Annotated in this window: 16 protein-coding genes; 5 read left to right on the forward strand and 11 right to left on the reverse strand. The window is 68.3% G+C overall.

Translation table 11 applies throughout. The annotated features are described in order from the left end of the window. Positions 1–37: 37 nt before the first annotated feature. Both JVH1_RS15235 and JVH1_RS15240 read right to left on the reverse strand, forming a co-directional pair. Positions 38–1,297 (reverse strand): RNA polymerase sigma factor, encoded by a 1,260-nt coding sequence (locus tag JVH1_RS15235; RefSeq protein ID WP_009477299.1) that lies wholly within the window; start codon positions 1,295–1,297, stop codon positions 38–40. Between the two features lie 5 nt (positions 1,298–1,302). Continuing rightward, positions 1,303–1,743, reverse strand: coding sequence for a YciI family protein (locus tag JVH1_RS15240; RefSeq protein WP_009477298.1), 441 nt, complete (start codon positions 1,741–1,743; stop codon positions 1,303–1,305). Positions 1,744–1,966: 223 nt separating this feature from the next. Between JVH1_RS15240 and JVH1_RS15245 the strand changes: the two genes are divergently transcribed. Continuing rightward, entirely contained in the window at positions 1,967–3,790 is a 1,824-nt protein-coding gene (locus JVH1_RS15245; protein ID WP_009477297.1) for an NAD(P)/FAD-dependent oxidoreductase, read from the forward strand. A 57-nt stretch (positions 3,791–3,847) separates the two neighbouring features. On the opposite strand, the gene JVH1_RS15250 is transcribed toward JVH1_RS15245, so the two are convergent. Continuing rightward, positions 3,848–5,245 (reverse strand): wax ester/triacylglycerol synthase family O-acyltransferase, encoded by a 1,398-nt coding sequence (locus JVH1_RS15250; RefSeq protein WP_009477296.1) that lies wholly within the window; start codon positions 5,243–5,245, stop codon positions 3,848–3,850. Between the two features lie 378 nt (positions 5,246–5,623). On the opposite strand from JVH1_RS15250, the gene JVH1_RS15255 reads away from it, so the two are divergent. Beyond that, on the forward strand, positions 5,624–6,532 hold the full coding sequence (locus JVH1_RS15255) for a glycosyltransferase family 2 protein (protein WP_009477295.1): 909 nt from the start codon (positions 5,624–5,626) through the stop codon (positions 6,530–6,532). A 62-nt stretch (positions 6,533–6,594) separates the two neighbouring features. Here the strand turns inward: JVH1_RS15255 and JVH1_RS15260 are convergent, their stop codons facing one another. Together JVH1_RS15260 and JVH1_RS15265 are read right to left on the reverse strand one after the other, a co-directional pair. Beyond that, positions 6,595–7,029: an SRPBCC family protein gene (locus JVH1_RS15260; protein ID WP_009477294.1), complete on the reverse strand. Its 435-nt coding sequence runs from the start codon at positions 7,027–7,029 to the stop codon at positions 6,595–6,597. A gap of 9 nt (positions 7,030–7,038) precedes the next feature. Further along, a complete protein-coding gene (locus JVH1_RS15265; RefSeq protein ID WP_005248611.1) occupies positions 7,039–7,338 on the reverse strand; it encodes a DUF4193 domain-containing protein in 300 nt (99 codons plus the stop codon). A gap of 455 nt (positions 7,339–7,793) precedes the next feature. On the opposite strand from JVH1_RS15265, the gene JVH1_RS15270 reads away from it, so the two are divergent. After that, entirely contained in the window at positions 7,794–8,804 is a 1,011-nt protein-coding gene (locus JVH1_RS15270) for an iron-siderophore ABC transporter substrate-binding protein (RefSeq protein WP_083849808.1), read from the forward strand. Between the two features lie 8 nt (positions 8,805–8,812). Here the strand turns inward: JVH1_RS15270 and JVH1_RS15275 are convergent, their stop codons facing one another. Beyond that, complete coding sequence (locus tag JVH1_RS15275; protein WP_043780582.1) at positions 8,813–11,194, reverse strand: glutamate--cysteine ligase; 2,382 nt, start codon at positions 11,192–11,194, stop codon at positions 8,813–8,815. Between the two features lie 20 nt (positions 11,195–11,214). Beyond that, positions 11,215–11,406, reverse strand: coding sequence for a hypothetical protein (locus JVH1_RS15280; RefSeq protein WP_009477291.1), 192 nt, complete (start codon positions 11,404–11,406; stop codon positions 11,215–11,217). Positions 11,407–11,519: 113 nt separating this feature from the next. Between JVH1_RS15280 and JVH1_RS15285 the strand changes: the two genes are divergently transcribed. Beyond that, positions 11,520–12,530, forward strand: coding sequence for an LLM class flavin-dependent oxidoreductase (locus tag JVH1_RS15285; RefSeq protein ID WP_009477290.1), 1,011 nt, complete (start codon positions 11,520–11,522; stop codon positions 12,528–12,530). A 19-nt stretch (positions 12,531–12,549) separates the two neighbouring features. On the opposite strand, the gene ggt is transcribed toward JVH1_RS15285, so the two are convergent. The 3 genes from ggt to JVH1_RS15300 all read right to left on the reverse strand — a co-directional run bounded on the left by ggt (position 12,550) and on the right by JVH1_RS15300 (position 16,685). Further along, positions 12,550–14,520, reverse strand: a complete 1,971-nt coding sequence (ggt, locus tag JVH1_RS15290; RefSeq protein ID WP_009477289.1) for a gamma-glutamyltransferase — start codon at positions 14,518–14,520, stop codon at positions 12,550–12,552. A gap of 37 nt (positions 14,521–14,557) precedes the next feature. Beyond that, positions 14,558–16,123 (reverse strand): FUSC family protein, encoded by a 1,566-nt coding sequence (locus JVH1_RS15295; RefSeq protein ID WP_043780632.1) that lies wholly within the window; start codon positions 16,121–16,123, stop codon positions 14,558–14,560. Between the two features lie 124 nt (positions 16,124–16,247). After that, the gene (locus JVH1_RS15300; protein ID WP_009477286.1) at positions 16,248–16,685 is read right to left on the reverse strand and encodes a DoxX family membrane protein; all 438 of its coding nucleotides are present in this window, start codon (positions 16,683–16,685) and stop codon (positions 16,248–16,250) included. 85 nt (positions 16,686–16,770) lie between these two features. On the opposite strand from JVH1_RS15300, the gene JVH1_RS15305 reads away from it, so the two are divergent. After that, entirely contained in the window at positions 16,771–17,457 is a 687-nt protein-coding gene (locus JVH1_RS15305) for a metalloregulator ArsR/SmtB family transcription factor (RefSeq protein WP_009477285.1), read from the forward strand. A gap of 27 nt (positions 17,458–17,484) precedes the next feature. Here the strand turns inward: JVH1_RS15305 and JVH1_RS15310 are convergent, their stop codons facing one another. Continuing rightward, the gene (locus JVH1_RS15310; protein ID WP_009477284.1) at positions 17,485–18,273 is read right to left on the reverse strand and encodes a putative protein N(5)-glutamine methyltransferase; all 789 of its coding nucleotides are present in this window, start codon (positions 18,271–18,273) and stop codon (positions 17,485–17,487) included. Positions 18,274–18,394: the final 121 nt, after the last annotated feature.

Below are 18,394 nucleotides of genomic sequence, written 5' to 3' on the forward strand. Positions count from 1 at the left end.
TTCTGTATTCAGGAAATCGTGAACCAACTGTGGAGACTCACGGTTCGGTCTGCTCCGACGCGGCGGCGGCGCGGGCCATGAGGAGGTTCCGTTCACGGCGCGTCGGTGCGGTCGCCGCGGCGTCCTCGAGGGTCCGGGCCGCCTCGCCGTAGCGGCCGAGGCGTTCGAGGACTTCGCCCCGCACGGCGCCGTAGAGGTGCAGGCGCGCCAGCCGAGGGTCGTCCCGCACGGCATCGAGCGCAGCGAGCGCGGCCTCGGGCCCGTCCGAATGCAGCAACGCCACCGCACGATTGAGTTCCACCACCGGCGACGGCGCCACCTGCGCCAGCGCGTCGTACAGGGCGACGATCGCCTCCCAATCGGTGTCCTCGAAACGTGGCGCCCTGGCATGACACCCGGCGATCGCGGCCTGCAACGAATAGGGGCCCAGCGGGCGGCCGAGCCCGACAGCCCGCTCCAGCGCGGCAGTGCCGTGCGTCAGAAGGGTTCGGTCCCAACGAGACCGGTCCTGATCCTGCAGCAGTATCGGCTCACCGTCGACGCCCACCCGGGCGGCGAACCGGGAAGCCTGCAACTCGGTGAGCGCCACCAGTCCGTGCACCTCCGGTTCCCGGGGCAGCAGGCCGGCGAGGACACGGGCGAGCCGCATCGCCTCCGACGCGAGGTCACGCCGAATCCAGTCCTCACCCGACGTGGCGGAGTACCCCTCGTTGAACACCAGATAGACCACCTCGAGCACCGCCGCCAACCGCGCCGGAAGTTCCTCGCGTGCAGGCACTTCGAACGGCACCTTCGCCTCCGACAGCGTCCGCTTGGCCCTGCTGATCCGCTGCCCCATCGTCGCCGAGGGGACGAGGAACGCCCGCGCGATCTCGTCGGTGCGCAGACCCCCGACCAGGCGAAGGGTCAACGCCACCCGCGATTCCCGGGGAAGCACGGGATGACACGCCACGAAGACCAGAGCCAGCAGGTCGTCGTCCACGCCGTCGACGGCGTCCGGCGCGGGCATGGCGCTCGGCGGTTGCGCGGACGGGTCGACGGCGATCTCCGTGTACTTCGACTGCCGCGACCGGTCACGGCGAATGCGGTCGATCGCCTTGTGCTTGGCCGTGGCCGTCAGCCACGCACCCGGTTTGTTGGGAACGCCCTGCTCCGGCCACTGTTCGAGCGCGAGCACGAACGCATCCTGAGCGATCTCCTCGGCGATCCCGACGTCACGGACGACGCGGGTGAGCGACGCGATGAGGCGCGGTGACTCCATGCGCCACACCGCCTCGACCGTCCGCTGGACGTCCACCGGACTCAGCCGTTCGGGTGCTGCTCACGGATCCGCTCCGCCAGAGCGGCTTCCTTCTCCCGCAGTTCCGGCGTGAACTCGTCCCCGAAATCCTCGGCCTCGAAGATCGGCCGCAGTTCGAGCACCTGACGCAATCCGCCGTCCGGATCGACGGGGCACTTCTTCGCCCACTCGACGGCCTCCTCGAGCGAGCTGACCTCCCACAGCCAGAACCCGGCGATGATCTCCTTCGATTCGGTGAACGGACCGTCGACCACCGACGTCGTCCCGCCCTCGAACACCAGTCGCGCCCCCGCACTGGTCGGCTTGAGACCCTGACCGTCGAGCATGATGCCCGCGTTCACCAGTTCCTCGTTGTACGCACCCATCGCCGCCAGCATTTCCTCGGTCGGGGCGATCTTGTCTTCGTCGGCACCTGCACCCTCGATCATCACCATGACTCGCATGATTTTCTCCTCGATTGTGGTCGGTCCCGGCCTTCGTGCCGTGGACTCACACAGTACGTCGAACGGGCTACCTCCAATTTCGACATTCGCGCCCCGTGAGTACTTATTAACCGCGGGACGTTAGTAAGTACTCACGGGCGGGGACTGCAACACGATGCAACGCTTGCCGCCCGCCCTACTCCGGAGTGTGCTGTATGTCACATACCAAGCGAAGGAGAGGTACATGACACAGACGGTCCAGCCGGCTGCGGTGCAGACGTCCCTGACACCTCAGGAACGAGTCGACCTGTGGTTGGCGAGCTTCGAATCCGCTCTCGCCGCGCGCGACGTCGACCGCGCCGCGGGCATGTTCGCAGTCGACAGCTTCTGGCGCGATCTGGTGGCGTTCACCTGGAACCTCAAGACGGTCGAGGGACGCGACGCCGTCGCCGCGATGCTGCACGCACGCCTGGACGACACCGACCCCGTCAACTTCCGCACCACCGAGACACCGGACGAGGCCGACGGCGTCACCTCGGCATGGATCGAGTTCGAAACCGCGACGGGCCGGGGCAAGGGACACCTGCGCCTGAAAGGCGACGAGGCGTGGACCTTCCTCACCACCATGCAGGAGTTGAAGGGCCACGAGGAACGCCGCGGACGGAACCGCGTCAAGGGTGCCGTCCACGGCTCCGGCGGCGACACCCTGAGCTGGGCGGAGAAGCGGGAGATCGAGGAGCGGGAACTCGGCTACACCCGCCAGCCGTACGTTCTCGTGATCGGCGGCGGCCAGGGCGGCATCGCACTAGGCGCGCGGCTGCGCCAACTCGGGGTCCCGGCCATCGTCGTCGACAAGAACGAACGCCCCGGCGACCAGTGGCGAAACCGGTACAAGTCGCTGTGCCTGCACGACCCGGTCTGGTACGACCACCTGCCCTACATGCCGTTCCCGGACAACTGGCCGGTCTTCGCGCCGAAGGACAAGATCGGCGACTGGCTGGAGATGTACACCAAGGTGATGGAGATTCCGTACTGGTCGTCCACCACCTGCACGTCCGCGACGTTCGACGACGAGACCAAGGAGTGGACCGTCGTCCTCGACCGCGACGGCGAGGACGTGGTGCTCCACCCGAAGCAGCTGGTGCTCGCCACCGGCATGTCGGGCAAGCCGAACGTTCCGTCGTTCCCGGGCCAGGACGTCTTCCGGGGCGAGCAGCATCATTCGAGCCGGCACCCCGGTCCGGACGCCTACGTGGGCAAGCGCGTCGTCGTCGTGGGTGCCAACAACTCGGCTCACGACATCTGCAAGGCGCTGTTCGAGAACGGCGCCGACGTGACGATGCTGCAACGGTCGTCCACCCACATCGTGAAGTCGGACTCGCTGATGGACCTCGGCCTCGGCGACCTCTACTCGGAGCGCGCGGTCGCGGCGGGCATGACGACGGAGAAGGCCGACCTGACGTTCGCGTCGTTGCCGTACAAGATCATGCACGAGTTCCAGATCCCGATCTATCAGAAGATCGCCGAACGGGACGGGGACTTCTACGACCGACTGGAAAAGGCCGGATTCAAGCTCGATTTCGGTGACGACGGCTCCGGTCTGTTCATGAAGTACCTGCGCCGCGGATCCGGCTACTACATCGACGTCGGCGCGTCCGAACTCGTCGCCGACGGCAGCATCCACCTCGTGTCCGGGCAGGTCGACCACCTCACCGAGGACGCCGTGGTTCTCACCGACGGGACGGAATTGCCGGCCGACCTCGTCGTCTACGCCACCGGCTACGGGTCCATGAACGGGTGGGCCGCCGACCTCATGGGTCAGGAAGTGGCCGACAAGGTCGGAAAGTGCTGGGGCCTCGGCTCCGACACCACCAAGGACCCCGGACCGTGGGAGGGCGAGCAGCGCAACATGTGGAAGCCGACGCAGCAGGAAGCGCTGTGGTTCCACGGCGGCAACCTGCACCAGTCGCGGCACTACTCGCTGTACCTCGCTCTGCAGCTCAAGGCCCGGCACGAGGAGATCCCGACACCGGTGTATGGGCTGCAGGAGGTGCATCACCTCAGCTGATCGGCCCTGATACGCAGCGGCGCCCCGCACCGTGCGGGGCGCCGAAGCGCGCAGCGGTCACACGGTCGAGGTCGATACCCCCACTGCCGCCGCCAGCGAGTCGAACTGTGCGTAGATCAGCGCCACGTAGCGCTCGGGGTCGTCCATCATATTCGGATTCGTGAGCACCGAGATGGTCAGTGTGTTGCCGAGCGAGTGGATCGCATGTGTCAGACCCTGCCGGTCCGTCAGCGCCGCGGCACCGTACGTCGACACGGCCTGCGCGTCCCGCAGCCACAGATCTACGCCACCGCGTGCGACGTTGGTCGTCACGACGTTGAAGTATGGAACCGACGAGGAAGAGGACGGCAACCGTGATGCGATCCAGTTGATCGCCCGCACGACGAAACCCGGAGTCACGTCGACCAGCGACTCGGAACGCAATACCTCGGCGCGCTGTTTGCGGTCCCGCTCCGCCGCGGTGGAGGTGTGGATCGCGCGAAGCCGCTCGAGGGGATCATCGATATCGGTGTGAAGATCAACCTGCAGGACTGTGATCTGGTTTGCCGACTCCAAGTGTCCGAGCGACCGGAGCGACATGGGAACATTCGCCCCCAACGACTCTTCGGTTTCCTCGCCGACTTCCCGCAGGTAGTCGCGGAGGGCGCCCGACACCACCGTCAATGCCACGTCGTTGACCGTCGCGTCCCCTGCGGCCCGGATGGCCCGGACGTCGTCCAGCAGGAACGACGCGGCGTCGAACGACCGCTCCGGGCCCACGCTCCGGTTGAACCTGGTGGCCGGTCGCATCCTCGGTGGCATCTGCATGTCTCCGCTGTCGATCGCGGCCTTCACTTCCTTGCCCGCGGCGGAGACGTGCCGGATGCCTCGCACGAACGCGCGCAACTGCCGTGAGATCGTCGGAAGCGCCTGCCTGACCGATCTCGATCCGACGGGCGTATGCGGCCCCGTTACCGGCTGACGGTCCACATGAGCGGCGAAGAGTCGTCGGGTCATCTCCAGGGTGGCCGTGCCATCGCCCACCGAGTGGTGGAACTTCAGCAACACGGCCGACGCGTGCGCGACACCGTCGATGTCCGTCAACCCGGTGACGACTTGCATCTCCCAAGGCGGACGCTGCAGATCCAACCCGCGGCCAACGAACTCCGAGGCAATGCGGCGGAACTCGACCCACCCTCCACCTCGCGCATCGGTGACCTCGAGGTGGTTGTCGATGTCGAAATCGTGGTCCTCCACCCAGCTCGGATGGTCGAGATCGAGGGGCACCCGCTGCAGTCGACGCGTGAACACGTCCACCGTCTGCACCCGCTCGGCAACGAACGCCCTGACCTCGTCCGGGGTCATCGAACCTCGCGGATCCGTCGACGTGTCGAAGACGTACATCGCGATGCTGAGTAACGGGGTGTTCGCACGCTCCAGGTACACCCATGCGGCGTCGCGTGGTGCCAACTTCACTTCTTCGCGCTCCTTTTGCGTGGACGACGATCGATCGAATCGCGCTCCGCGCTCCCTACGAGCAGTAGCGCGCGAGCCGCACGCAGTGCGACTCCCCCGACGGTCGTTTCGCCAACCCGCCGAGGGAAGTGCTTGACGAAAATCGAGCACTCTCGGCGGTAGCTTATCGATTGCCAGGAGGCTCGAACCGACCGGGTGACTCCGGCTGGGGACTACTCGAACCGCGAAACATATCGCGGTCTACTCACGTGGGATCGGCGACGTCCTTCGCTCTCGACCCGGCGGTCGTATTGTTGGGTCCTTGTTCCCACCCTTACCACAACAAACCTCTAAGTATGTAGAGTGCGGTTCGACTACCCTCCACCAAAGGATCGTGCGATGACGCAGCCCCCCACCCCCGGGCAGCAGCCCGACCGCCAGCCAACCGCACCTGGACCTGCACCAACACTGACCGTCGTCATACCGGCCTACAACGAAGAGACCACCATCGGTCGAGCGCTCGACGCGCTCGTTGCGCAGGGCGACCAAATCGACGAGATCATCATCGTCGACAACAACTGCACCGACGGCACCGTCGCCGTGGCCCAGGCACACGAAGCCGCAGGCAGACTTCGCATCATCACCGAGGAAGAGCCCGGCCTGATCCCCGCCCGCAACGCAGGTATCGCGGCAGCGAAGACGCCGATCGTCGCGCGCATCGACGCCGATACTGTCGTGCAGCCGGGTTGGGCGCAGTCGATCCGCGAGTTCTTCGCCACCGCCGACCCGGAGTTCGGGGCAGCACTCGGACCGTTCGAGCAGTACGACATGCCTCTACAGGGGCTCCAGCGCTTCATGGTGCGCGTGGCATCGGACACGAAGAAGGACGCCGGCGTTCAGGAAGCTCGCGGCGTGTACGGGGCGAACATGGCGGTCCGCAAGACGGCGTGGGAAACCATCCTTCCGGCACTGCACGAGGGGCGCGGCATCTGGGAAGACTCCGACATCTCGCTGTCCCTCCACGGTGCGGGAATCAAGATTGCCATGTTGCCCGGCATGAAGGTGCAGGTGTCCGGGCGACGGATGCTCTCGTCTCGCAAGTCATACTTCGAGTACACGGCATCACTCCCCCGCACGCTGCGCGCCCACGGGTTGACGAAGCAGGCACGCGTCTCGTGGATCGGAGTGTGGCTGGTCCGGGCGATGTACTTCGCCGTCTGGATACCCACCCGCAGCTTCGACCCGGTCTCCCGCAAACACAGTGTGCGGCGCATCTTTTCGGATCACGAAGACCGCATCATTCCCTGATCCACGACACGACGAAGCGCCCTCACTCGACGAGTGAGGGCGCTGTTGAAACGTGATACCGCTTACCTCGCTTCGAGGACCCCGGTCATCTGTGTGACGGTTTTGGCCGCGAGCACCTCGAATGCGAGGCGGGCGACGGGGTCGGCGAATCGCGCCAGGCCGGTGAATTCGAGACGGGCGCGGTAGGTGATCGACGTCGAGGCGTCGTCCACCTTCTCGAACGCCAGATCGTCCGACGTGGCTGCGGTGCCGTTGCGACCCTCGAAGACGACGTGATCGGGGTCGTCGCGGGTCATGCGGTAGGTGAGTGCGGTGGTGCGGCCGAAGAACGACGACACGTTGTGCCATTCCGTGCCCACCGCCACCGGACCGGTGGTGGCCTGCTCGCACGTGTCGGTCCCGGGATCCCAGGCCTCGGTGTTCGCGAAGTCGCGCAGGTACGCGACGACTTTCTCGAGCGGTGCGGCGACGGTGAACGTTCTACTGACCTCGGCCACTCGGGCCTCCTATGCGCAGTCGCGGCAAATCAGCTGTCCGCCCTCTTCGGACGCGAGACGCGACCGATGATGGACCAGGAAGCAACTGCTGCAAGTGAATTCGTCGGCCCTCTTCGGAACGACGCGGACCGTGAGTTCCTCACCGGACAGGTCGGCGCCGGGCAGTTCGAAGGACTCCGCCGTGTCGGTCTCCTCGACGTCGACGACGGACGACTGTGAGTCGTTCCTCCGTGTCTTCAATTCTTCGAGCGAGTCCGCGGCGAGTTCGTCGTCGACGGTAACCCGTGGTGCGTCGTAGTCGGTTGCCATGACTTCCTCCCTTTGGCTCATGTTCCCCGTGTCGTGAAATTCCACACTTGCGGGGCACGGTTGCTAGACAACGCACCGATCCCGCGTTTTGTTCCCGGGCGGCCACAGCTCACCCCGTGGTTGCGGGATGCCCGTTCCGGGTACCACTCAATCAGCCGATCGGAAGGTGGTCAGTGGATGACGAGTGCCCACGACGAGCTCGGCAGTCCCGTGCCGGACCCGGAGCCGGTGCCGCCGGATCCGAGCCCTCCGCCCGTCCCGCCGACGCCGACGCCGCCTCACCCGTTTCCGCCCGAGCCGGGGCCGGAACCTGCACCTCCCGAGCCCGGGCCGCAACCGGGGCCGCCGGATCCGGGACCTCCGCAGCCCCCGATTCCCGAGCCGACTCCCCCGTTTCCGCCGCAGATGCACGGCCGGGGCCACTCCCCGTAGGTTAGCCTCACCTACAGGGAGGTATGTGGATGCGAACGCTCGACCGTCGCAAGTTCCTGACCGTGAGCGCCGTGGTCGGCCTGGCCGTCGTCGCCGCAGCATGTTCCTCGGGAACCGCGGCAGACACCGAAGGCGGCACCCGGGCGGTGACGCACAAGAAGGGAACGACCGATGTCCCGGACAACCCCCGGCGCATCGTCACGGTCGGCTACTCCGACCAGGACACGCTCCTCGCGTTCGGACGTCAGCCGGTCGGCGTCACCGACTGGTACGGCGACTACCCGGACGCCACGTGGCCCTGGGCCCAGGACGCGCTGAGCGGGACGCACCCCGAGGTCTTCAACCGCGGACAGTTCACCGGCGAGGCCAATTTCGCGTACGAGGCCATCGCGAAACTCGATCCCGACCTGATCCTCGCGCTGTACATCGACGTCGACGACGACGCATATCAACGGCTCTCGGCCATCGCGCCCACCGTGACGACGTCGCCGGACTACCCCGATTTCGGCATGCCGTGGCAGGACGCAGTCCGGATCGTCGGCACCACCCTCGGTGAGGACGGGAAGGCGAACCACCTCGTCGCCGGTGTGGACGACTTGGTGGCGCAGCAGCGCGCCGCTCACCCCGAATTCGAGGGCAAGACGGTCGCGGTCGCCGAACTGGGCGACGCAGGCACGTTCTACGTCCGCTCCCCGAACGACCCGCGTTCACGGCTGATGACGTCGCTCGGGTTCGTCGTCCCGGAGCGGATCGCGCAACTCGCCGGCGATCAGGATGCGTTCACCATCAGCAAGGAGCAGTTCGACATCGTCGACGTCGACGTCCTCGTCTGGAACGTGGGCAGCAGTCCCGGCGCCGAAGCGCAGATCACCGCCGACCCCGTCTATCAGTCGCTACCGGTGGCGAAGGCGGCCGTGTTCGTCGACGACCCCACCGTCTCCGGCGCGCTCACCTGGGGCACCGTCCTCAGCCTCCCGTACGCCGTCGAGGCACTCGTACCGAAACTGGCCGAGGCCGCCGCCAAATCGGCTTGACGCCGCGCTCACCCGGACTGGTCTTCGAGCCGGGTGAGCGCCACCAGCGTTCGGACCCCGTGAATCATCGCGCGCTCGTCGAGGTTGAAACCCGGCTGGTGAAGCTCCTGCCGGGTGCCGGTCCCGTCCCACACCCCGAGTCTGGCCATCGCGCCCGGAACCTTCTCCAGATACCACGCGAAATCCTCGCCGCCGCTGGACTGATGGGCCTCGGCCAGGTGGTCGAAGCCGACGACCGATTCGATCGCCTCCCGTAGGTCGGCGGTGCAGTCGGGATCGTTGACGACGGGCGGGACGCCCCGCAGGTAGGAGAGTTCGTACCGCACGTTGTACGGTGCGAGCAGGTGGCAGATCGCGTCCGTAACCAGCGGTTCGAGCGACGCCCACGTCTCGCGGGACGCGCTGCGCAGGGTGCCCACCAGTTCACCCGACTCGGGCACGGAGTTCGCGACCTGCCCGGCGGCCACCTTCCCCCAGGTGAGGACGGTCGCGGTGCGGGCGTCGATCCGGCGGTCGAGTACGGACGCCAGTCCGGTCACCAGGACAGCGGTCGCGTGGATCAGATCGCCGGTCAGGTGAGGTCGGGCGGTGTGGCCGCCCGCCGACCACAACCGCACCGTGACGGAGTCGTTGGACGACGTGATCGGCCCCGTCCGGGTGGACAGTTTGCCGACCTCGAGGTGCGGGTCGCAGTGCAGTGCAAAGATTTTCGACACCCCGTCGAGTGCGCCCGCGGCGATCGTGTCGACCGCGCCGCCGGGGGTGGTCTCCTCCGCCGGCTGGAAGACGAGACGGACGCGGGTCGGCGGCGGGTATTTCGTCAGGACGGATGCCGCGCCCATCAGCATCGTCGTGTGGGCGTCGTGACCGCACGCGTGTGACACTCCGGGCACCCTCGACTCGAACGGGAGGCCGGTTGTCTCGGCGACCGGCAGCGCGTCGAGGTCGGCCCGCAGCGCGATGCACTCGCCCGTCTCCGGACCGACGTCGCACCACAGGCCGGTTCCGCCGGGCATCAGGACGGGTTCGAGCCCGAGACCGACGAGATGATCGCGCACCACTCCGGTGGTCCGGCGTTCCTCGAACGACAGTTCCGGATGCGCGTGCAGGTCGCGGCGCCACTCGACGAGCTTCTTCTCGTCGAGCTCCGTCGACTCCGTCCAGGTCATGTCGGCGGTGTCGCCGCGGTCCCAGAACCTCGCGCTCCAATATCTCCGGGTCCGGCCCGCCCCGGTCGACTTCGGGCCGGGTTCGCGCGGCGGCGGCACTTCCACGTCGGGGAGATGCTCGGTGCGGCCCGCCGTCTCCGCCAGCAGCAGATCCACCACGTCGGTGAGCCGGCCTCGGCGACCGAGCGCCTGACGTTGCCGGGCGGCGGAGCTCCCGTGGGCGGTCGCCTCGGCGGACAACTCCACCACGCGGTCCCAGTCACCGGTCTCCTCGAGCTGGGGGCGCAGCGAATTCACGAAGTCGCCGACGAGTTCCGACGCAGGACGTGCCTGCGGAACCGTCACGTCGACGAGTTCCTCCTCCAACCCCGACCGGGCCGCCCGCCACAGCGCCGCCCTCGTCAGGGTCGGGAGTACCTCGACGCCCTTCCTCCCGGCGCGCAATCCCTCCACCTCGCGTTCCACGAGCGCACGGAACAGGGCGGCGACGAGCAGGACCGTGTCCAGTCGCGGGCAGCTGTCGCACACCCGCAACTCCAGGGTCGGAAGCTTCACCGACGGCCGGACGTCGAAATACGCCATGCCGGGATCGCTGATCACCCCGCTGGCGACCAGGTCGTCGATCAGGGCGCCGTATTCGGCTGCCGAGGAGACGGGTGCGGCCGGACCCGTGCTGGGCCAGCGCAGCCACAGTAGTGTGCGCGCGCTGGCATAGCCGGTGTCCGCGCCGTCGGACCGGAACGGGGAACTCGCGCTGAGCGCGAGGAGGACGGGCATGTGCGGAGCAACGCGGTGCGCGACCTGCACGGCCTCGTCACGATCGGGCAGGTCGACGTGAACCTGCGTGCCGCAGATCAGCTGCTCGCGGGCGAGCACCTGATAGTCGGCGAGCATGCGCCCGTAGCGCTGCGTTCCCGTCACGTGCATCTCGGCGGGCAACGCCAGCGGCACCGAGCCCGCGGCCGCCACGCCGATGCCGAGATCTTCGGCCGCGTCGACGAGCAGCCTGCGGTGTCGCTCCAGATCGTTCCGCAGGCCGTCGAGGTCGGCATACACACCACTGTTGACCTCGACGACGCACTGCTGGAGTTCGTCGACGTACACGTCGTCGGGAAGTCGTGCCAGCAACTCCGGCGCGCGGGTGGTCAGGCGCCGGGTCTTCAGATCGATGAGGTGGAATTCCTCCTCGACGCCCACTTTCCGTGGGTCGCTGGCGAGCACGATGTGCCTCTATTTCTATTCTATTTCTCCGTGGCACCCTCGGTGTCGTCGAAGAACGCCCAGGTGCCGTCCTCGTCGACTTCCATCCGCCATCCGAGTTCGGAATTGTCCGCGCGAACGTCTACGAACCACGCGTGCGCGTCACCGGCGCTCGGAATCTCCTTCGTTTCGACGACACTGCCCTGGGGATCGATCACTCGGTATTTCGCCATGGTCGTCGGGTTCCCCGCCCACCCGGGTCTGAATCATCGGACGGAATATCCCGTCCACCCACGCAGTTACACCGCCTAATTGATGATTCAACTATCTAGAGCGAGGGTGTGCGATGGAACTCGGGTTGACGACGTTCGCGGAGGTCGGTTCCGGCGGGTCCGGGGTGGTGTCGCCGCGGCAGCGTCTGAAGGATCTGCTCGAAGAGGTCGTCCTGGCCGAGCAGGTCGGCCTCGACGTGTACGGCGTCGGTGAGCACCACCGCGCGGACTTCGCCGCGTCGGCACCCGCCGTCGTGCTGTCGGCCGCTGCCGCCCGGACGTCCCGCATCGCATTGACCAGTGCGGTCACCGTCCTGAGCTCCGACGACCCGGTACGGGTGTTCGAGGAATTCGCCACCCTCGACCTGATCTCCGACGGGCGCGCCGAGGTGATGGCCGGTCGCGGCTCGTTCACCGAATCGTTCCCGCTCTTCGGTTACGACCTGGCCGACTACGACGAGTTGTTCGTCGAGAAACTCGGCCTGCTACTCGCCCTCCGCGACTCGGAGACCGTGAACTGGTCGGGACGGCACCGGGCGGCGCTGACGGACCAGTCCGTCTACCCACGGCCCGAACGTCCCCTTCCCATATGGGTCGGGGTGGGTGGCAATCCCGAGTCGGTGGCTCGCACCGGACTGCTCGGCCTGCCGATGGCGCTCGCGATCATCGGCGGACAACCCGCCCGATTCGCACCGCTGGCCGACCTGCACCGCCGTGCGGTGTCGGAGGGTGGGCACGAACCGCAGCCCATCGCCGTCCACGCGCACGGTTACGTCGCGGACACCGAGGACCGAGCGGTATCGGAGTTCTACCCGTCGTACGCCGCGGCCATGACCGGCCTCGGACGCGAACGCGGGTGGGCACCGATGAACCCGCAGGCATTCGACGGTCTGCGCGGACCCGGCGGTTCGCTCGTGCTCGGCAACCCCGAACAGGTGGCCGAGAAGATCGTCGGCATGCGCGACACCCTGGGCATCGAACGGTTCATGCTGCACCCCAGCGTCGGGCCGCTGCCCCACGACAAGGTGATGCGCGCGATCGAACTGCTCGGCACCAAGGTGGCCCCGCTCGTCGAACAGGCGTAATTCCTGCGGTGGCGGTGCGTTAACCCGTACCGTCACCCATCACCGCGCCCTCCCGTCGTGGGTCCGCGCCGCCGACCCACCCCGAGTCCTGACGCTGCAGCGCACTGAGCCCACTGGACTGCGGTGCGACCGACACCTGGTGACCCATCGCCCGCAACTGCACGATCAACGGGTCGTCGGCGCCGTCGTTGACCGCGTTGATGTTCGGATGCTCCCCGCCGACGCCGGTGACCGGGGTGTTGGCGGCCCCGAAGTCGACCGCCGACACCGCCTGCTGCGGGTTCAGACCCCAATCCAGCATTCCCACGAGCGTTTTCACGACGAACTGGATGATCACCGAACCGCCCGGCGACCCCGTCACGTACTGGACGTCCCCCAGCGACCCGTCGCTGCTGCGGTCGAAGACGAGCGTCGGCGCCATCGAACTGCGGGGCCGCTTACCCGGTTCGACGCGGTTGGCGAGCGGCGTCCCGTCCGGCCCGACGGGCTGGGCCGAGAAGTCGGTGAGCTGATTGTTGAGGACGAAGCCGTCCGTCATGTGGAACGAGCCGAACGCCGATTCCACCGTCGTCGTCATCGACGCGACGTTGCCGTACTGGTCGGCGATCGAGATGTGGCTGGTGCCGTGTTCCTTGTCCTGCGGCTGCACACCGAGCGGGACCGGACCGAAGTTTCCGGGTTGCGCGGTGCCCATGCTCTTGCCGGGGTCGATGAGGTCGGCCCGCTGCTTCAGGTAGTCCTCGTTCAGCAGAGTGTCGAGGGAATTGCCCGGCAGCGGAACGAAATCGGAGTCCGCGACGTACTTGTCCCGGTCGGCGTACGCCAGTCGCTCCGCCTCGGAGATGAGATGCACGGCCTCCGCCGTCGGCTTCCCGCCGTTGTCGTCGAGGTTCGTGGGCCCGTACTCCGACAGGTCGAAGTTCTCCAGGATGCCGAGCGTCGCCGCGACCGCCGTCCCGCCGGACGACGGGTTGGGCATGCCGCAGATCTCGTGGTCCCGATACGGCGTGCACAGCGCCGTCCGCTTCTTCGCCTGGTAGTTCGCGAGGTCGTCGAGCGTCATCTGTCCGGGGGTGCGCCCGCCCGACGCCGTCGCCGTCGCATCGACGATGCCCTGGGCGATGGCCCCGGTGTAGAAGGCGTCGGCACCGCCCGCCGCGATCGCACCGAGCGTCTTGGCCATGGCCGGGTTCGTCAGCTTCGTGCCCGCCGGCTTGGGGCTGCCGTCCGGGTTGAGGAAATACGCCTTCGACGGCTCGTCGAGCGCCAGATCGGGTGCGGACTCGGCGATCTGTCCGGCCATCCGTGGGCTGATCTCGAGTCCCTGGTCCGCGAGCGAGATGGCCGGGTCGAACAGTTCCCGCCACTCGTCCCGGCCGTGTTCGCGGTGCGCCAGCTCGAGCATCCGCACCACCCCGGGAACGCCGATGGACCGCCCGCTCGCCCGGGCGTCGGGCTTGGGCTCGGTGCGGTCGGTGTCGCTGATCCAGCGCAGGTAATTCTCCGTCGCCGCCATCGGCGCGACCTCGCGGCCGTCGTACGCCTCGACGCTCTTCTGCCCGGCGTCGTAGTAGAGCAGGAACGCCCCGCCCCCGATTCCGGAGGACTGCGGTTCGACGAGCCCGAGAACGGTCTGGGCCACGATCAGCGCGTCGGCGGCCGTGCCCCCGTCCCGCAACACCTCGCAGGCGGCCTGCGTCGACACGGGATTGGCGGTGGAGACCGCGTACGACGCCGTGTTCACCGGCACCATCCCGGAGCGGTACACCGTGGCGATCTCGGGGTTGGTCGCGAGGTTCTGGGTGGTCGGCGCCGGGCCCGGGGGCGGCGGCGCCTTGGCGATCGGGGTGCCGTTGGGAACGTCCGCACACGTGGCCGCCGGATCGCTCTGCGGTTCCTCGTCCGACGCGCACGCGGCCAGCATGCCGACGCAGAGAGCCGCGGCCAACGAGGCCCGAATTGCCGTTCCGATTCCCGTCACAGGACCCATCACCGAACCCTAACAGCGGGGATCCGGTGCCGACCGGCTAAAGACGAGGTCCGAAGTGCCGGGCGAGAATTCGGTAGCCGAGCTCGTGGAGGTGGTGGTGCTCGGGCCACCGGTCGCGGGTCCACGCCGGGTCGGTGTGGGCGGCGGTGATCGCGGCGGTGGTGGAACTGTGCAGATCGAACTCGAGATCCCGGCAGAGTTCCGCGACGGCGGCCGGTTCCCGCGCATCGCCGAGCCGCCCGATCGTCCCGGCCACCTGGACGTCCGCGTCGCGCAGGATCCGCCGGTACGAACCCGGAAGCACGGTCCACAGCACGAGGAGCGCCACCGCCACGCCGAGAACGGTCTCGAGAAGCCGGTCCCGGGTGACCGCGACGAGGTCCACGTGCGTTCCGAGACCGCCGAGAACCAACGCGAGCGGGGTGATGAACACCATCGCCAGGCCGTAATTGCGGACGAGGAAGGCTTCCGTCTCCGCCATCAGGAGCGCCACGACGAGTACCAGCGCGGCCGGCGACAGGTCGAGCGTCGCCAGCGCTGCGAACAGGGCGAGTCCGAGCACCGTTCCGAAGAACCGGTGCAGCCCGCGGTACGTCCCCAGCACCCGGTCCGGGCCCTGGTGCAGGATCATCGCCGCGGTGATCACCGCCCAGTCGGGGCGGGCGACACCGAGACCCAGCGCCAGGAGACCGGCAGCGGGGCACGCGACCAGCAGTCGCGCGACGATCGTCCAGGACCGGCCCCGGAGATGGGCCGCCCGCGCGAGCCGGTAGCGGATCGACGGCCTGGGCAGCGGGACCTGCGGCCGCAGGTCGTCTTCGTCGGAGGCGTGGTTCGCGTCGTGGCCGTCGACCACGGCGGCGCACCGCAGGTGAGCCGCACGCAACGTGCGGGTGAGCGGATGATCGCGGCCGACGAGGGCGGCGTCGTGGAGGCACTGCCAGGCGGCGTGCAGCGACCGCACCGCGTCCCGGCGGGCATTCGGTGCGGGCGAGTCGGCGAGTGCGGCGTCCACCGCGGCGACCGCGGTCGCGACCGCGGCCCGCTCGGGGGTTCGTGGACGCGCGAGCAGCCCCGACATCGACACGAGCAACGCCGACGCCGCACCGGCCGCCGCCCAGGACGTCACCTCCGAAACGGAGACACCGAGGGCGGGCAGCGCGGACGAGATCTCCACCGTGAGCAGTGGAAGGAAGGCACCGGGCGCCCCGAGCCGCAACCCGTCGACGACGAAGGCGCAGACGGCAACCACGACGGTCATCGCGAGGACGAGCGCCATCCCCCACAGCGGGGAACCGCCCGCCGCGGTCGCGTCGTGAACGAGCGCGCCGACCGCGGCGCCGACACCGGCGAGGAGCACCATCACGGCGGCGGCGATCGAGACCACCCGCCACCGCACCCGGTACGCCCTGCCCTCGCCGTAGACGACGGCGAAGGCTCCCACAGTCGCCGTCGCGGCAACCGCAGAGTGTCCGAGCGCGACCCCCGCCAGCGCGGGCAGACACGCCGCCACGCCGGCGCGGACCACTCCCGGCCAGCGCCGACCCTGCCCCGGCACCCCCAGAAGCAACGAGCGTGCCGGGGCCGGCGCAGGGATCGGCACACCGTGATCCCGCGATCCGGTTCCCTGATCCTGCGCTCCTGGCGACACGACCACACAGACTACGAGCGGTCGAGTCGCCCGAAACAGTCGATGAGGTGCATCTCACGTGGGGCCGCGGTACCGATCAGCCGTGCGGGTGACGGAGCGGGCGCCCGTACTCCGCGGCGAGCAGGCCGAGAGCGACGGCACCGGCGAGCAACCCGAAGTCGCGCAGTGCGACGTCGTAGTACCCGGACAGCGTGACCAGGTTGACGATGATTCCGGCCAGCCAGGCCGCGACGACCCAGGCGCCGATCCGCGGCGCGACGGCGACGAGGATTCCTGCGACCACTTCGATCACGCCGACGGCGTACATGCCCTGCTGCGCGGTTCCCGGCAGGATGCCGTCGATCCACGGCGCCAGGTAGGTCGGCCAGTCGGTGAGCCAGTTCGTGAACTTGTCCAGGCCGAACAGGATGGGCGCCACGGTGAAGACTGTGCGCAGCACGAGGAAGGCCTGATAGCCGGGGTCGGCCAGGGTGTGCGAACCGTGGCTGACCTCGTGGGGTGTGTTGGTAGCCATGACGACTCCTTCTAAAAACTATATATCTTGACTATAGAATTCTCGACACAATTAAGTCAACGACTCCCGGTTTTACAATGGGTCCATGGACGACACTCCACGCTCGGACGTCTCGGCCGTCTCCTCCCTCGACGAGCCGGTGCGCAGGCGGGTGTACGACCACGTGCGCGCGCAGGCGACGCCGGTCAGCCGCGACGACGTCGCCGAGGCGCTGGGACTCGCCCGCTCGACGTCCGCGTTCCATCTCGAGAAGCTGGCCGACGAGGGGCTGCTGGCGGTCGAGTTCGCTCGGCGTGGGGGGCGCTCGGGTCCGGGCGCGGGGCGGCCCGCCAAGCTCTACCGACGGTCCGACCGTGAGTTCTCGGTACACCTGCCCGAGCGTGCGTACGCGCTCGCCGGCGAGTTGTTCGCCCAGGCTATCGAGGACGCGGACGCCACCGGCGCATCACCGCGGGCGGCCCTCTCCGCGCGTGCCCACGACTTCGGGCGCGGCCTCGGCGCCGACACGGGCTGCACGGACGACGACCTGCTCGCGGCGCTCGCGACGTGCGGTTACGAGCCGCGCCGTAGCGACGGCACCCTCGTCCTGGTCAACTGCCCGTTCCACGCGCTCGCCCGGCAGCACACGGACATGGTGTGCGGAATGAACCTCGCGCTGCTGTCCGGACTGCTCGACGGCGCGGGATGCGAGGATCGCCGCGCCACACTGGCACCCGCCGACGGGTACTGCTGCGTGCGGATCGAAAGTGAGCAGCCACCCGCACGTGAGTGACATAGCGTGTCCCGGGACGCTTCGCACTCACCTGGGGTTGGCGCCGACGACGACGGTGGCGTCCATCTCGTCCGACGTCTCGACTCGGGTGATCAACCCGGCGTCCGCGAACGCCTCCGCGGTGAGCGGGGCCTGACCCGCACTGGTCTCGATCAGGAGATGACCGCCCGGTGCGAGCCAGTCGCGCGCCCCGAGGGTCATTCGCCGCTGGATGTCGAGCCCGTCCGCGCCGCCGTCGAGCGAGACCCGCGGCTCGTGGAACCGGGCCTCCGGCGGCATCAACCGGATCGCGTCGGTGGGCACGTACGGGGCGTTGGCCACCAGGACGTCGATGCCTCCCCTCAGCGCGGTGGGCAACGGCTCGTACAGGTCGCCCTCGAATACCCGGCCGGGGTCCGGGACGTTGCGTCGCGCGCAGCGGACGGCGGCGGGGTCGATGTCCACCGCATACAACTCGATGCCGTCGCCCGTCTCGGCGAGCGCCGCACCTACCGCGCCCGAACCACAGCACAGGTCGGCTACGACAGCACGCGGGCCCGCGAGGGCGGCGGCCTGCTCGACGAGGAACGCGGTACGACGACGTGGCACGAACACCCGCGGATCGACCGCGATCCTGAGCCCGCAGAACTCGGCCCAGCCGAGGACGTGTTCGAGGGGGACGCCTGCGACGCGGCGGTCCAGCATCGACGCGAGTTCGTCGGACGTGCGGGCCGCGGAGACGATCAAACTGGCCTCGTCCTCGGCGAACACACAGCCGGCGGCGCGAAGCCTCGTGACGAGAACGAATTCGAGGGACGGTGAGAGAGACACTGACATGGGAGAGCCTTCCGGAATGCCGATGGGCGCTCTCCCGGTCACCTTACGTCGGTACGACCGCGCGGTCGCGGAGTGAGAGCACCCGAACTGAACGAACGGACACAGGTCTCACCTCCTCGAT

The organism is Rhodococcus sp. JVH1, assembly GCF_000280725.2.
Lineage (GTDB): Bacteria > Actinomycetota > Actinomycetes > Mycobacteriales > Mycobacteriaceae > Rhodococcus_F > Rhodococcus_F jostii_A.

Excerpts from the sequence above, each read along its gene's own strand:
- JVH1_RS15240 (WP_009477298.1), bottom strand. The coding sequence starts at position 1,743 with ATGCGAGTCATGGTGATGATCGAGGGTGCAGGTGCCGACGAAGACAAG.
- JVH1_RS15245 (WP_009477297.1), top strand. The coding sequence starts at position 1,967 with ATGACACAGACGGTCCAGCCGGCTGCGGTGCAGACGTCCCTGACACCT.
- JVH1_RS15255 (WP_009477295.1), top strand. The coding sequence starts at position 5,624 with ATGACGCAGCCCCCCACCCCCGGGCAGCAGCCCGACCGCCAGCCAACC.
- JVH1_RS15265 (WP_005248611.1), bottom strand. The coding sequence starts at position 7,338 with ATGGCAACCGACTACGACGCACCACGGGTTACCGTCGACGACGAACTC.
- JVH1_RS15270 (WP_083849808.1), top strand. The coding sequence starts at position 7,794 with ATGTGGATGCGAACGCTCGACCGTCGCAAGTTCCTGACCGTGAGCGCC.
- JVH1_RS15280 (WP_009477291.1), bottom strand. The coding sequence starts at position 11,406 with ATGGCGAAATACCGAGTGATCGATCCCCAGGGCAGTGTCGTCGAAACG.
- JVH1_RS15285 (WP_009477290.1), top strand. The coding sequence starts at position 11,520 with ATGGAACTCGGGTTGACGACGTTCGCGGAGGTCGGTTCCGGCGGGTCC.
- ggt (WP_009477289.1), bottom strand. The coding sequence starts at position 14,520 with ATGGGTCCTGTGACGGGAATCGGAACGGCAATTCGGGCCTCGTTGGCC.
- JVH1_RS15300 (WP_009477286.1), bottom strand. The coding sequence starts at position 16,685 with ATGGCTACCAACACACCCCACGAGGTCAGCCACGGTTCGCACACCCTG.
- JVH1_RS15305 (WP_009477285.1), top strand. The coding sequence starts at position 16,771 with ATGGACGACACTCCACGCTCGGACGTCTCGGCCGTCTCCTCCCTCGAC.
- JVH1_RS15310 (WP_009477284.1), bottom strand. The coding sequence starts at position 18,273 with ATGTCAGTGTCTCTCTCACCGTCCCTCGAATTCGTTCTCGTCACGAGG.